This window comes from Kitasatospora sp. NPDC015121 (assembly GCF_055562955.1).
On the sequence record NZ_JBVHEH010000031.1, the window covers coordinates 47,241 to 60,700 of the forward strand.

12 protein-coding genes and 1 pseudogene are annotated in these 13,460 nt (G+C 74.6%); 8 read left to right on the forward strand and 5 right to left on the reverse strand.

Annotation, left to right across the window (positions count from 1 at the left end):
- Positions 1-6: 6 nt before the first annotated feature.
- Complete coding sequence (locus tag ACZ3J7_RS33895; RefSeq protein WP_465627231.1) at positions 7-618, reverse strand: Maf family protein; 612 nt, start codon at positions 616-618, stop codon at positions 7-9.
- 18 nt (positions 619-636) lie between these two features.
- The gene (gene mmpB, locus ACZ3J7_RS33900) at positions 637-762 is read right to left on the reverse strand and encodes a morphogenic membrane protein MmpB (RefSeq protein WP_303392077.1); all 126 of its coding nucleotides are present in this window, start codon (positions 760-762) and stop codon (positions 637-639) included.
- Between the two features lie 257 nt (positions 763-1,019).
- Here mmpB and ACZ3J7_RS33905 point away from each other — a divergent pair, with 257 nt between their 5' ends.
- Positions 1,020-1,445 (forward strand): DoxX family protein, encoded by a 426-nt coding sequence (locus tag ACZ3J7_RS33905; RefSeq protein ID WP_465627232.1) that lies wholly within the window; start codon positions 1,020-1,022, stop codon positions 1,443-1,445.
- 40 nt (positions 1,446-1,485) lie between these two features.
- Here ACZ3J7_RS33905 and ACZ3J7_RS33910 read toward each other — a convergent pair whose 3' ends face one another.
- Positions 1,486-1,686 carry an acyl-CoA carboxylase subunit epsilon gene (locus tag ACZ3J7_RS33910; RefSeq protein ID WP_465627233.1) on the reverse strand — a complete coding sequence of 67 codons (201 nt, stop codon included), beginning with the start codon at positions 1,684-1,686 and terminating at the stop codon, positions 1,486-1,488.
- 22 nt (positions 1,687-1,708) lie between these two features.
- A complete protein-coding gene (locus ACZ3J7_RS33915) occupies positions 1,709-3,298 on the reverse strand; it encodes an acyl-CoA carboxylase subunit beta (protein ID WP_465627234.1) in 1,590 nt (529 codons plus the stop codon).
- Positions 3,299-3,498: 200 nt separating this feature from the next.
- Between ACZ3J7_RS33915 and ACZ3J7_RS33920 the strand changes: the two genes are divergently transcribed.
- The 3 genes and pseudogenes from ACZ3J7_RS33920 to ACZ3J7_RS33930 form a co-directional block, all read left to right on the forward strand.
- Positions 3,499-4,395, forward strand: coding sequence for a biotin--[acetyl-CoA-carboxylase] ligase (locus tag ACZ3J7_RS33920; RefSeq protein ID WP_465627235.1), 897 nt, complete (start codon positions 3,499-3,501; stop codon positions 4,393-4,395).
- A 225-nt stretch (positions 4,396-4,620) separates the two neighbouring features.
- Positions 4,621-5,685 (forward strand): adenylate/guanylate cyclase domain-containing protein, encoded by a 1,065-nt coding sequence (locus tag ACZ3J7_RS33925; protein WP_014136100.1) that lies wholly within the window; start codon positions 4,621-4,623, stop codon positions 5,683-5,685.
- Between the two features lie 189 nt (positions 5,686-5,874).
- Positions 5,875-7,002: pseudogene (locus ACZ3J7_RS33930) on the forward strand (GGDEF domain-containing protein); the annotation flags it as partial.
- A 600-nt stretch (positions 7,003-7,602) separates the two neighbouring features.
- Here the strand turns inward: ACZ3J7_RS33930 and fdhD are convergent.
- Positions 7,603-8,418 carry a formate dehydrogenase accessory sulfurtransferase FdhD gene (gene fdhD, locus ACZ3J7_RS33935; RefSeq protein WP_465627236.1) on the reverse strand — a complete coding sequence of 272 codons (816 nt, stop codon included), beginning with the start codon at positions 8,416-8,418 and terminating at the stop codon, positions 7,603-7,605.
- Between the two features lie 116 nt (positions 8,419-8,534).
- Here fdhD and hutH point away from each other — a divergent pair, with 116 nt between their 5' ends.
- From hutH to hutU, 4 genes are all read left to right on the forward strand, one after another.
- On the forward strand, positions 8,535-10,097 hold the full coding sequence (hutH, locus tag ACZ3J7_RS33940) for a histidine ammonia-lyase (RefSeq protein ID WP_465627256.1): 1,563 nt from the start codon (positions 8,535-8,537) through the stop codon (positions 10,095-10,097).
- Between the two features lie 169 nt (positions 10,098-10,266).
- On the forward strand, positions 10,267-11,139 hold the full coding sequence (locus tag ACZ3J7_RS33945) for a MurR/RpiR family transcriptional regulator (RefSeq protein WP_465627237.1): 873 nt from the start codon (positions 10,267-10,269) through the stop codon (positions 11,137-11,139).
- Between the two features lie 104 nt (positions 11,140-11,243).
- The gene (locus tag ACZ3J7_RS33950) at positions 11,244-11,585 is read left to right on the forward strand and encodes a hypothetical protein (RefSeq protein ID WP_465627238.1); all 342 of its coding nucleotides are present in this window, start codon (positions 11,244-11,246) and stop codon (positions 11,583-11,585) included.
- Between the two features lie 196 nt (positions 11,586-11,781).
- A complete protein-coding gene (gene hutU, locus ACZ3J7_RS33955) occupies positions 11,782-13,449 on the forward strand; it encodes a urocanate hydratase (RefSeq protein WP_465627239.1) in 1,668 nt (555 codons plus the stop codon).
- Positions 13,450-13,460: the final 11 nt, after the last annotated feature.

A 13,460-nucleotide genomic window follows, 5' to 3' on the forward strand; every position in this document is an offset into this window, starting at 1 on the left:
CCCGCCCTAGGCCCAGAGGTCGGTGATGCGCACGCCCAGCTCGGCGAGCAGCGTGCGCAGCAGCGGCAGCGACAGGCCGATCACGTTGCCGGGGTCGCCGTCGATCCCCTCCACGAACGGCGCCGAGCGGCCGTCCAGGGTGAACGCCCCGGCCACGTGCAGCGGTTCGCCGGAGGCGACGTACGCGGCGACCTCGGCGTCGTCCGGCGTCCCGAACCGGACGGTGGTCGAGGCGGTCGCGCTCGCCCGCCGGCCGGTCGCGGTGTCGATCACGCAGTGGCCGGTGCGCAGCACGCCGGCCCGGCCGCGCATCGCACGCCAGCGGGCCAGCGCCTCCGCCGCGTCGGCCGGCTTGCCGAGCGCGGCGCCGTCCAGCTCCAGCACCGAGTCGCACCCCACCACCAGCGGGGGCTCACCCGGCTCGGCGGCCAGCTCGCCCGCGACCTTCTCCGCCTTCGCCACCGCCAGCACCAGCGCCAACTCGCCCGGCGTGGCGGCGCTCAGCGCGTCCTCGTCCACCCCGCTCACCCGCACCAGCGGATCCAGGCCCGCCTGCCGCAGCAGGCCCAGCCGGGCGGGGGAGGCGGACGCGAGAACCAGCGGGCGACGAGCGGTCATGGGCCCCAGCCTAGCGTTCTAGACCAGCACCAGGGCCGCGCCGGCGAGCGCCAGCAGCGCGATCAGCAGCGCCGTCCGGCGCAGCCTGCGCTGCACCTCGCGGGCCTCTTGCGACGGTTCGTCGCGCGGGTCTGACCAGAGCACCCCACCAGCCTGCAACGGCCGGGCGGGCGGCGCCTGAGTACGCGTACTCAGTCCGGCGTAGCGGAAATGGTTCGGGTCCCGGCTTGACGCGGGCGGCCGCTTTCCCTGCAATAGAGCAACTGACTTGTCGGGTCCATGATCCACGGCGTGCGGTCCGTCGATCCCTCCCCCGCCCCGACAGTCACCTCCACGGTCAGGGCGCGTGCACAGTCACGGAGAACCACCCCACTGGTTTCGCCTGAGGAGTCGAGTACCCCATGTCCCACCTCACCACCACCGCGAGAAGCACCGCCGACGCGGCCCGCCCGCACCTGATCGCCCTGTACCGCGTCGTGATCGGCCTGCTCTTCACCTGCCACGGCGCCGCGTCGCTCTTCGGCGTCCTGGGCGGCGCCCACGGCGGCGGGACCGTCCCCACCGGCAGCTGGCCCGGCTGGTACGCCGCCGTCATCCAGCTCGTCTGCGGGGCGCTGGTCCTGCTCGGCGTCGGCACCCGCACCGCCGCGCTGATCGCCTCCGGCTCGATGGCCTACGCCTACTTCAGCGTCCACCAGGAGAGCGCGCTCCTCCCGCTGCAGAACGGCGGCGAGTCGGCCGTCCTCTTCTGCTGGGCCTTCCTCCTGATCGCGATCATCGGCCCGGGCAGCTTCGCCCTCGACGGGGTCTTCCGCCGCCGGTCCTAGCCGGACGGGCCCGGGGCCCCGGCCGGGCCCCGGGCCCCCGTCAGCGCGGCCAGAGGCTGGTGCGCCAGGCGTGCGGGCCCGGCGCGGGGAGCGGGCGCGGGGTGCGGGTGGTCCAGGAGGAGGCCGGGCCGGCGGCCGGGCCGGCGGCGGCCCGGTTCGCGGCCCGGGATTGGACCACCGCCAGGACGGTGGCCAGCTCCTCGGGGGTCGGCTGCCCGTGCAGCACCTGAATGGGCGTCATGTGCGGGGTCCCTTCGGGAGGATCAGAGCGGGATGTTGCCGTGCTTCTTCGGGGGCAGCGCCTCCCGCTTGCCGCGTAGCGCCCGCAGCCCCCGGACGATGTGCCGCCGGGTCTCGCTGGGCGCGATGACCGCGTCGACGTAGCCGCGCTCGGCCGCCAGGTACGGGTTGAGCAGGGTGTCCTCGTACGAGGCGAGCAGTTCGGCGCGGCGCTCCTCGCCGAGGCCCTCGGCCTCGGCGGCGGCGATCTCGCGGCGGTGCAGGATGTTGACCGCGCCCTGGGCGCCCATCACGGCGATCTGGGCGGTCGGCCAGGCCAGGTTGAGGTCGGCGCCGAGGTGCTTGGAGCCCATCACGTCGTACGCGCCGCCGAAGGCCTTGCGGGTGATGACGGTGATCAGCGGCACGGTGGCCTCCGCGTACGCGAAGATCAGCTTGGCGCCGCGCCGGATGATGCCGTCCCACTCCTGGCCGGTGCCGGGCAGGAAGCCGGGCACGTCGACGAAGGTCAGCACCGGGATGTTGAACGCGTCGCAGGTGCGCACGAAGCGGGCGGCCTTCTCGCTGGCGGCGATGTCCAGGCAGCCGGCCAGGTCCATCGGCTGGTTGCCGACCACGCCGACCGGGTGGCCCTCGACCCGGCCGAAGCCGACCACGATGTTGCCCGCGTACAGCGGCTGGACCTCCAGGAAGTCGCCGTCGTCCAGCACGTGCTCGATCACCCGGCGGATGTCGTACGGCTGGTTCGCCGAGTCCGGGACGATCGCGTCGAGTTCGAGGTCCTCGGGGGTGATCGACAGGTCGGCCTGCTCGGGGTAGACCGGCGGGTCGCTCAGGTTGTTGGAGGGCAGGTACGAGAGCAGGCTCTTGACGTACTCGATGGCCTCCTTCTCGTCGGCGGCCAGGTAGTGCGCGTTGCCGGACTTGGTGTTGTGGGTGCGGGCGCCGCCCAGCTCCTCCATGTCGACGGTCTCGCCGGTGACGGTCCTGATCACGTCCGGGCCGGTGATGAACATGTGCGAGGTCCGGTCGGCCATCACCACGAAGTCGGTCACCGCGGGGGAGTACACCGCGCCGCCCGCGCACGGGCCCATGATCAGCGAGATCTGCGGGATCACGCCGGAGGCGTGCACGTTGCGCCGGAAGATCTCGCCGTACAGGCCGAGCGAGACCACGCCCTCCTGGATCCGGGCGCCGCCGGAGTCGTTGATGCCGATCATCGGGCAGCCGGTCTTCAGCGCGAAGTCCATCACCTTGACGATCTTCTCGCCGAACACCTCGCCCAGCGAGCCGCCGAACACCGTGAAGTCCTGCGCGAACACCGCGACCTGGCGCCCGTCCACGGTGCCGTAGCCGGTCACCACGCCGTCGCCGTACGGGCGGTTCCGCTCCTGCCCGAAGTTGGTCGAGCGGTGCCGGGCGAACTCGTCGAACTCGACGAAGGAGTCCTCGTCCAGCAGGGCGGCGATCCGCTCGCGGGCCGTCAGCTTGCCCTTGGCGTGCTGCTTCTCGACCGCCGCGGCCGAGCCGGAGTGCACCGCCTCGTCGATCCGCCGGCGCAGGTCGGCGAGCTTCCCGGCGGTGGTGTGCGGGTCCTGCGGTGCCTGGGTCATTCCGGTGGCTCTCCCTGCGTCCTCGGCCGCCGGCCCGGCGCGCGAGGGGTGCGGGCAGGGCGGCGCTGCGGTCTACCGTTGAGTAGCGTAACCAGCGCCGGCGCGCGCGTGGTTATGGCCATCGCCACATCGTCCCACCCCGCGTTCTGCGGGACGATGAAGCGGCGTGCGGCGTCCGGAAAGGGACCTAGGCTGACCCGGTGACCACTCCCGACAGCCCCCGCCCCCGCCGCTCCGGCCTGCGCGGCTTCGGCCACGACGGCCCCTCCCCGTGGACCGACCTGGAGCGTCCGCCGCTGGACGAACGGGCCCTGCGGCTCGACCTGCTGCGCCCCGGGGCGCTGTGGACCTCACTCGACGTGGTGAGCGAGACCGGCTCCACCAACGCCGACCTCGCCGCCCGCGCCAAGGACGGCGCGCCCGAGGGCGCCGTGCTGGTCGCCGAGTCGCAGCACGCCGGACGCGGCCGGCTCGACCGCCGCTGGAACGCCCCGCCGCGCTCCGGGCTGTTCCTGTCGCTGCTGCTGCGCCCGCGGGGGGTGCCGGTGGAGCGCTACGGCTGGCTGCCGATCCTGATCGGCACCGCGGTCTCCGCCACCCTCGACCGGGTGGCCGACCTGCCCACCGGCCTGAAGTGGCCCAACGACCTGCAGGCCGTCGTCGACGGGCAGGAGCGCAAGCTCGGCGGCATCCTCACCGAGCTGTCCGGCGGCGCCGTGGTGGCCGGCCTCGGCCTGAACGTCTCGCTGCGCGCGGACGAGCTGCCCGTCCCGACCGCGACCTCGCTGGCGCTGGCCGGCGCCGGGACCACCGACCGGCCGACCCTGCTGCGCGCCGTGCTGCGCGAGTTCGCCGACCTGTACGGCGAGTGGACCGCCGCCGCCGGCGACCCGCACGCCAGCGGCCTGCTGCCCGCGTACACCGCCCGCTGCACCACGCTGAACCGGCCGGTGCGGGTCCAGCTACCCGGCGAGCGCGAACTGCTCGGCGAGGCCGTCGCGGTGGACGGCGACGGCCGCCTGGTGGTGCGCACCCCCGACGGCGTCCGGCACCCGGTCGCGGCCGGCGACGTGGTGCACGTGCGCCCGCGGGGCTGAACGGGCCCGCGGGCGGGGTCGCGGCCGGGGTCGCGGCCGGGGTCGCGGTCTCAGCCTGCGGGACCGTCCGACCGGCTGCCGGGCGGATGCCCCGGATTACGCGATTCCGTGCGAACATTCCACCTGGCAGCGGTGTGAGGCTCGCCACTACCCCCGAGGTGGTCGCGCGCCCGCACCTCAAGGACGGCAAGACACAAGTGCGGCCCACCGCACGGGGACGGACCGGTGACTGACAACGGCGGCGCCACGACGGGCTCCGGCAACGGCGCGACGGACGAGACCACCGTCGCCACCGACCTGGAGCGGCTGATCCTCGACGCGCCGCGCAAGTACACCCCGTACCAGGCGGCCCGCGCCGCCGAGGTCCCGATGGACCTCGCCACCCGGTTCTGGCGCGCCATGGGCTTCCCCGACATCGGCCAGTCCCGCGCCCTCACCGACAACGACGTGATCGCGCTGCGCCGGCTGGCCGGCCTGATCGAGTCCGGGCTGCTCAGCGAGCCGATGGCGATCCAGGTCGCCCGCTCCACCGGCCAGACCACCGCCCGGCTGGCCGGCTGGCAGATGGACACCTTCCTCGACAACCTCACCCAGCCCGTCGAACCCGGCATGACCCGCTCGGACGTCGCCTACCCGCTGGTCGAACTGCTGCTGCCCGAGCTGGAGCAGTTCCTGGTGTACGTCTGGCGCCGCCAGCTCGCCGCCGTCACCGGCCGGGTGGTCGCCGCCGCCGAGGACCACGAGGTCACCTCCGGCCGGCTCGCCGTCGCCTTCGCCGACCTGGTCGGCTTCACCCGGCTCTCCCGCCGGCTGGAGGAGGAGGAGCTCGGCGAACTCGTCGAGGGCTTCGAGAACACCTGCTCCGACCTGATCGCCGGCCAGGGCGGCCGGGTGGTCAAGACGCTCGGCGACGAGATCCTGTTCGTCTCCGAGGACCCGGCCACCGTCGCCGAGATCGCCCTCTCCCTGGTCGAGACCCTCGCCAAGGAGGACAACATGCCCGCCCTGCGGGTCGGCATGGCCTTCGGCACCGTCACCTCCCGGATGGGCGACGTCTTCGGCACCACCGTCAACCTCGCCTCCCGGCTCACCTCGATCGCCCCCAAGGACGCCGTCCTGGTCGACGGCGAACTCGCCGCCGCGCTCGACCGGGACGGCACCGCCGCCCTCCCCGAGACCGCCCCCGCCCCCGGCCACCGCTTCAACCTCCAGCCGATGTGGCGCCGCCCGGTCCGCGGCCTCGGCCTGGTCGAGCCCTGGCTGCTCACCCGGGTGCCCGGCACCGACTGACCCGCCCCCGCGGCCGCCTTCGGTCCAAAACCGCGCAGACCCCCCTAGGCTGGGGCAATGGGGTCACAGGGGCGGGAGGACGGCTGACGGTGAGTAGCGGTGAGTGAGGCGACCATGGACGAGCAGGCCTCGTTCGAGGCGGCGGCACCCGACCTGCGGCTGCAGGCCGTGGTCGAGCTGGCCCAGGACATGGCGGGCGCGATGACCCCGCTGGAGGCGGTCCGGGCCGCCGCCGCCCGGGCCGTCCCCGCGCTCGGCGCCACCATGGCCGCCGTCTCGGTCTGGGACCGCGAGTCCGGCCGGCTGCGGGTGCTGGTCAACCACGGCGAGCTCGCCCCCGGCGAGGAGGAGCTGCCCGAGGACGAGTCGTACCCCGTCGCGGACTTCCCCGAGATCGTCACCTACCTCGAAGAGCACTGGACCACCGGACGGCTGCCCCGCGCCTGGATCCAGACCGCCGAGGACGTCGGCCCGCACCACACCGGCCACCCGCCGCACGGCTCCGGCGCGTTCTGCCGCCAGCGCGCCGCCGGCCTGCGCCGCCGGGGCCGCGGCTGCTGCCTGGTCGCCCCGATCGTCCTGCACGGCCGGGCCTGGGGCGAGCTCTACCTCGCCCGCGGCGTCGGCATGCCCGTCTTCACCGGCGTCGACGCCGAGTACGCCACCCTGCTCGCCGCCCAGATCTCGGCCGGCCTCGCCCAGACCGAACGCGTCGCCGACCTGCGCCGCCTCGCCTTCACCGACGCCCTCACCGGCCTCGCCAACCGCCGCGCCGTCGACGCCCGCCTCGACGACGCGCTCAAGGCCCACAACCGGGACGGCGCCGTCGTCTCGCTGGTGGTCTGCGACGTCAACGGGCTCAAGCGGGTCAACGACCAGCACGGCCACGAGATGGGCGACCGGCTGCTCGAACGCTTCGCCCAGCAGCTCTCGGTGTCCGCCGCGAAGCTCCCCGGCAGCCTGGCCGCCCGGCTCGGCGGCGACGAGTTCTGCCTGCTCGCCGAGGGCCAGTCCGCCGACGAGGTGGTCGCCGTCGCCGAGGAACTCTGCGTCCGCGCGCTGGAGTTGACCGACGGAGAGGGCGTCGCCTGCGGCATCGCCTCCACCGGCGACTCGATCGGCCCGGTCACCACCCCCGACCGGTTGCTCCGGCTCGCCGACGCCGCCCAGTACCGCGCCAAGGCCGCCCGCGCCGCCCACCCCGTCGTCGCCGGACGCGGCCACGGACCGGCCTACGCCCCCGACCCGACCGTGCAGCTCGCCGACGCCAAGGGCCTCGGCGGGCGGCCGAACGGCGACCGGCGGCGCTTCCGCGGCACCGCGCACAGCGCCGACCCCGGCCAACTCCTCACCGCCGTCCTCGGCACGCTCGACCAGGGCGGCGGCACCCACCCCGCCGACACCCTCGGCCGGCTCGCCCTGGTCGCCGAGACCGCCTCCCGGATGCTCAACGCCGTCGGCTGGTGGATCTCCTACGTCCCGCCCGGCTCCTGCCTGATGCGCACCGCCCGGCACGCCGTCTACCGGATGACCGGCGGTCCCGCGAGCGCCCGCGCCCAGACCCAGCGCGCCCAGATCGAAGCCCCCGACGCCGTCTTCGACCTCCGCCACTACCCCCTCACCTCCCGCGCCGTCGCCGGCGGCTCCTTCACCCTCCGGGCCGGCGCCCCCGGCAACGACGCCGCCGAGGAGGCCGTCATGGTCGTCTCCGGCTACCGCGCGATGGCCGCCGCCGGCGGCGCCAACCCGGCCGGCGGCTGGCTCCTCGAACTCTTCGCCGACGAGTCCACCCTCCCCTTCACCCAGACCGCCCCCGCGCTCCGCGCCCTGGTCGCGGTCGCCCTCTCGGGGCCCAGCTCGCCCCCGGAGGCGTAGCCGCCCGGGCCCCGGGGGCGGGCGCCCCGGGGCGGGCCCTCCTCACCCGATCCGGTCCGCGCGGGTGTAGACGTTCGCGGAGCGGTCGCGGAGGAAGCCGACCAGGGTGAGGCCGAGTTCCTCGGCGAGGTCGACGGCGAGGGAGGACGGGGCGGAGACGGCGGCGAGCAGGGGGAGGCCGGCCAGGGCGGCCTTCTGGGTGAGTTCGAAGGAGGCGCGGCCGGAGACCAGCAGGAGGTGGCCGGTCAGCGGGAGGCGGCCCTCGCGCAGGGCCCAGCCGACCACCTTGTCGACGGCGTTGTGGCGGCCGACGTCCTCGCGGACGCACAGCGGGGTCCCGTCCGCGGTGAAGAGCCCGGCGGCGTGCAGGCCGCCGGTGCTGGCGAAGGCGCGCTGGGCGGCGCGCAGCTTCCCGGGGAGGTCGTAGAGGACGGCGGCGGGGACGCCGAGCGGGTCGGTGGAGACGTCCCAGCGCGAGCGGGTGCGGACGGCGTCGACGGTGTCGCGGCCGCACAGGCCGCACGCGCTGGTGGTCAGCAGGTTGCGGTGGGCGGAGAGGGCCGGACGGGCGCCGCGGACGGTGGCGTCGACGACGTTGTACGTGTTGGCGCCGTCCGCGTCCGTCCCGGCGCAGTAGCGCAGCGCGGCGAGCTCCTCGGTGGCGCCGACCAGGCCCTCGCCGACCAGGAACCCGGCGACCAGGTCGAAGTCGTGGCCGGGGGTGCGCATGGTGACGGTCAGCGCCTCGCCGCCGATCCGGATCTCCAGCGGCTCCTCGGCGGCGAGGCTGTCGGGCCGCGCGGCCCTCCCGTCCCCGTCCAGCCGCACCACTCGTCGTCGTTCCGTCGCCCGCGCCATTGCGTCTCGCACCTCCGCGGGCCAGTCAACCACTGGTCGGGCGTCCGCGGCCCGCAGCGGCTTCGCGACCCTGCTTGTCACATTGCCATTCACCTGATGAGATTGTGCATATGGATATGCACAGTGTCGTCGTCCAGGTCGGCAAGGCCGACGTCAGCGCCGAGGACGTCCTCGCCGTCGCACGCGGCGGGGCCCGGGTGGAGATCGGGCCGGACGCGCTCGCCGAGATGGCCGCCTCCCGGGCGCGGATCGACGCGCTGGCCGCCGAACCGCGTCCGGTGTACGGCGTGTCGACCGGGTTCGGCGCACTGGCGGTGCGGCACATCAGCCCCGAGCTGCGGGCCCAGCTGCAGCGCTCGCTGGTGCGCTCGCACGCGGCGGGCATGGGCCCGGTGGTCGAGACCGAGGTGGTCCGGGCGCTGATGTTCCTGCGGATGAAGACGCTGGCCTCCGGCCGGACGGGCGTGCGCCCGCTGGTCGCCGAGACGATGGCCGCGCTGCTGAACGCCCGGATCACCCCGGCCGTCCGGGAGTTCGGCTCGCTCGGCTGCTCCGGCGACCTCGCGCCGCTCTCGCACTGCGCGCTGGCGCTGATGGGCGAGGGCACCGCGTTCGGCCCGGACGGCGTCGAGAAGGACGCCGGCGAGCTGCTCGCCGCCGCCGGGATCGCGCCGGTCGAACTGCTGGAGAAGGAGGGCCTGGCCCTCATCAACGGCACCGACGGCATGCTCGGCATGCTGGTGATGGCGCTGGCCGACCTGCGCCGCCTCTACACCACCGCCGACGTCACCGCCGCGATGAGCCTGGAGGCGCTGCTCGGCACCGACAAGGTGCTCGCCCCCGAGCTGCACGCCCCGGTCCGCCCGCACCCCGGGCAGGCCGCCGCCGCCGCCAACATGCTCGCGGTGCTGCGCGGTTCGGCCCTGACCGGCCACCACCAGGACGACGCCCCCCGGGTCCAGGACGCGTACTCGATCCGCTGCGCCCCGCAGGTGGCCGGCGCGGGCCGGGACACCCTGGCGCACGCCGCGCTGGTCGCCGAGCGCGAGCTGGCCGCCTCGGTCGACAACCCGGTGGTCCTGCCCGACGGCCGGGTCGAGTCGAACGGCAACTTCCACGGCGCTCCGGTCGGCTACGTGCTGGACTTCCTGGCGATCGCCGCCGCCGACCTGGCCTCGATCTCCGAGCGCCGCACCGACCGGCTGCTCGACCGGGCCCGCTCGCACGGCCTGCCCGCCTTCCTCGCCGACGACCCGGGCGTGGACTCCGGCCTGATGATCGCCCAGTACACCCAGGCCGCGCTGGTCAGCGAGAACAAGCGGCTCGCGGTGCCCGCCTCGGTCGACTCCATCCCGTCCTCCGCGATGCAGGAGGACCACGTCTCGATGGGCTGGTCCGCGGCCCGCAAGCTGCGCCAGGCGGTGGCCAACCTGGGCCGGGTGCTGGCGGTGGAACTCGTGGCCGCCGCCCGCGCGTTGGAGATCCGGGAGCAGGCCGCCGAACAGTCCGGCGTGCTCGCCCCGGCCACCGCCGCCGCCGTCGCCGCCGCCCGCGCGGCCGGGGTCGGCGGACCGGGCCGCGACCGCTTCCTCTCCCCGGACCTGGAGGCCGCCGCCGCGCTGGTCGCCTCCGGCGGGCTGCTGGCCGCCGTCGAGCGGGTCACCGGACCGCTCGCCTGAGGACCGGCCGGCGGGACGGGCGGGCGCACCCGCCGGAGCCGGGTCACCGGCCTCCGGACCCGCCCGTCCCGCCAGTCGAAACGCGATTGCCCACCTGCCGGGACTGCGCCACAGTCGTCCCACCGTCGAAGCCACCGGCGACCGCCCAACCGAGCGTGGAGGTACCGCAATGACCGCCCTGGACGAGACCGGCACCGGCACCGGCCCCTCCGCCCGGCTGCTCCACCTCTTCGAGGGCCACCGACTGACCCCCACCCAGCGGCGGATCGCCCACTCGCTGGTCCGGCACGCCGCCGAGGCGCCGTTCCTGTCCAGCGTCGAGGTCGCCGAACTCGCCGGCGTCAGCCAGCCCTCGGTCACCAGGTTCGCGGTCGCGCTCGGCTACGACGGCTACCCGGCGCTGCGCAAGCAGCTGCGCGAACTCGGCGTGGGCGAGCCCGGCGCCCCCGAGAGCCACCACGACGTGGTGCGCAACGAGCACCAGCAGGCCGTGCTGGCCGAGATCGAGCACCTGCGGCACCTCGCCGAACTGCTCGCCGACCCCGCCCCGATCGTCCGGGCCGCCCGGATCCTGGCCGCCTCCCGGCCGCTGCCCGTGCTCGGCCTGCGGGCCGCCTCCGCGCAGGCCCGCGGCTTCGCGTACTTCGCCGGCAAGGTCCACCCCGACGTCCGGCTGCTCGACGAGGGCGGCTCGATGCTCGCCGACCGGCTGGAGCAGGCCGCCGCCGCCGGGGCCACCGCACTGCTCTGCTTCGCCCTGCCGCGCTACCCGCGCGAGCTGATGGACGCCCTCGCGGTGGCCCGCGAGTGCGGCCTGACCGTGCTCACCGTCGCCGACTCGGCGTTCGCCCCGGTCGCCAAGCTCTCCGACGTCCTGCTGCCCGCCGCCGTCGGCACCGGCCTGGTCTTCGACACCGCCTGCGCGCCGATGATGCTCGGCCGGGTCCTGCTGCAGACCATGTGCGACGAGATCCCCGGCGCCGAGGCCCGGCTCGAAGCCATCGAGCAGTCCGCGACGGCCCGTCAACTCTTCCTGGACTGACACCTGTTGTTCGCCGAATGACACCTTTTCGCCGGGTTGACGGCGGGTGCTGAGCGGGCATCCCTCTGGGTAGGGAGAAAGACAGCTCGGACGGGGGAAGTCCCATGCCACCGCCGATCCACCAGATGAGACTCACCGGACGGCTCGGTTCCGGGGCCGACGAATGGTCCTGCCCGCTCTGCGGCCGCCGCATCGCGCTGCGCCGCCCGCCGCGCCCCGAACTGACCGTCCTCGACCCCGGGGACGAGGAGGCCGTGCACATCGGCGTCCTCGAACCCGGCGACGAGGCAGCCGAAGCCGCCGCCGCCCGCTACGGCGTCGGCCCGATCCAGCACATCCCGCGCCCCCCGGCCCGCCCCGGCCAGCCGACCCCCGAGCCCGACGCCGCCGACCGCCGCTGGCTGGCCGAGATCGGCATCGACTGGGACGGCGACGAGGCGGCCTGACGGCGGCCGGAACCCGGGACGCGAAGGCGTTCCGCCGTTCCCGGCCGCCGTTCCGCGCGTCCCGGCCGCCTCCCGGCCGCCTCCCGGCCGCGCCCTCGCGTCACCACCCTGTCGGGCTCTGGTCGGCACGGCACTGTTTGGATATATTCAGTCTCGTTGATCGTGAATGAATTCCATCCGGCAGGGAGGCTGGCCCATGGCAGAGCAGACGAGCGGCCCGCGCGAGGTCCGCGCGGCGCGGGGGACCGGGCTGAGCACGCGGGGCTGGCAGCAGGAGGCCGCGCTGCGGATGCTGATGAACAACCTGGATCCGGAGGTCGCCGAGCACCCCTCCAAGCTGGTGGTGTACGGCGGCACCGGCAAGGCGGCCCGGGACTGGCGCTCCTTCGACGCGATGGTGCGGACGCTGGAGGGGCTGAAGCAGGACGAGACCATGCTGGTGCAGTCCGGCCGGCCGGTCGGCGTGATGCGGACGCACGAGTGGGCGCCGCGGGTGCTGATCGCCAACTCCAACCTGGTCGGCGACTGGGCGAACTGGGAGGAGTTCCGCCGGCTGGAGTCGCTCGGCCTCACCATGTACGGCCAGATGACCGCCGGCTCGTGGATCTACATCGGCACCCAGGGCATCCTGCAGGGCACCTACGAGACCTTCGCCGCCGTGGCGAACAAGAAGTTCGGCGGCAGCCTGGAGGGCACGATCACGCTCACCGCCGGCCTCGGCGGCATGGGCGGCGCCCAGCCGCTGGCGGTGACGATGAACGGCGGCGTGGCGATCTGCATCGACTGCGACCCGTCCCGGATCGCCCGCCGGATCGAGCACCGGTACCTGGACGTCGAGGCGAACGGCCTGGACCACGCGCTGCAGCTGGCCGTCGAGGCCCGCGACAAGCGGCGGCCGCTCTCGATCGGCCTGCTCGGCAACGCCGCCGACCTGCTGCCGCAGCTGCTCGCGATGGACGCCCCGATCGACGTCGTCACCGACCAGACCAGCGCCCACGACCCGCTCGCCTACCTGCCGACCGGCGTCGCGTTCGACGACATGGCGGCGTACGCGGCCGAGAAGCCCGCCGAGTTCACCCGGCGGGCCCGCGAGTCGATGGCCCGGCACGTGGAGGCGATGGTCGGCTTCCAGGACCGCGGCGCCGAGGTCTTCGACTACGGCAACTCGATCCGCGGCGAGGCGCAACTCGCCGGGTACGAGCGGGCGTTCGCCTTCCCCGGGTTCGTCCCGGCGTACATCCGGCCGCTGTTCTGCGAGGGCAGGGGCCCGTTCCGCTGGGCCGCGCTGTCCGGCGACCCGAAGGACATCCACGCGACCGACAAGGCCGTGCTCGACCTCTTCCCGGAGAACGAGTCGCTGCACCGCTGGATCACCATGGCCCAGGAGAAGGTGCACTTCCAGGGCCTGCCCGCGCGGATCTGCTGGCTCGGCTACGGCGAGCGCGACAGGGCCGGCGAGCGGTTCAACGACATGGTGGCCTCCGGCGAGCTCTCCGCGCCGATCGTGATCGGCCGCGACCACCTGGACTGCGGCTCGGTCGCCTCCCCCTACCGGGAGACCGAGGCGATGCTGGACGGCTCCGACGCGATCGCCGACTGGCCGCTGCTGAACGCCATGGTCAACGTGGCCTCCGGCGCGTCCTGGGTGTCGATCCACCACGGCGGCGGCGTCGGCATCGGCCGCTCGATCCACGCCGGGCAGGTCACCGTCGCCGACGGCACCCCGCTGGCCGGCGAGAAGATCCGCCGCGTCCTCACCAACGACCCCGGCATGGGCGTGATCCGGCACGTCGACGCCGGCTACGACCGGGCGGGCGAGGTCGCCGACGAGCGCGGGGTGCGCGTCCCGATGGCCGAGCTGTGAGCTTCGACGCG

Bases quoted from the DNA above. Each gene is read 5' to 3' on its own strand.
- ACZ3J7_RS33895 (WP_465627231.1), bottom strand. From the start codon at position 618: ATGACCGCTCGTCGCCCGCTGGTTCTCGCGTCCGCCTCCCCCGCCCGG.
- ACZ3J7_RS33905 (WP_465627232.1), top strand. From the start codon at position 1,020: ATGTCCCACCTCACCACCACCGCGAGAAGCACCGCCGACGCGGCCCGC.
- ACZ3J7_RS33910 (WP_465627233.1), bottom strand. From the start codon at position 1,686: ATGACGCCCATTCAGGTGCTGCACGGGCAGCCGACCCCCGAGGAGCTG.
- ACZ3J7_RS33915 (WP_465627234.1), bottom strand. From the start codon at position 3,298: ATGACCCAGGCACCGCAGGACCCGCACACCACCGCCGGGAAGCTCGCC.
- fdhD (WP_465627236.1), bottom strand. From the start codon at position 8,418: ATGGCGCGGGCGACGGAACGACGACGAGTGGTGCGGCTGGACGGGGAC.
- hutH (WP_465627256.1), top strand. From the start codon at position 8,535: ATGCACAGTGTCGTCGTCCAGGTCGGCAAGGCCGACGTCAGCGCCGAG.
- ACZ3J7_RS33945 (WP_465627237.1), top strand. From the start codon at position 10,267: ATGACCGCCCTGGACGAGACCGGCACCGGCACCGGCCCCTCCGCCCGG.
- ACZ3J7_RS33950 (WP_465627238.1), top strand. From the start codon at position 11,244: ATGCCACCGCCGATCCACCAGATGAGACTCACCGGACGGCTCGGTTCC.
- hutU (WP_465627239.1), top strand. From the start codon at position 11,782: ATGGCAGAGCAGACGAGCGGCCCGCGCGAGGTCCGCGCGGCGCGGGGG.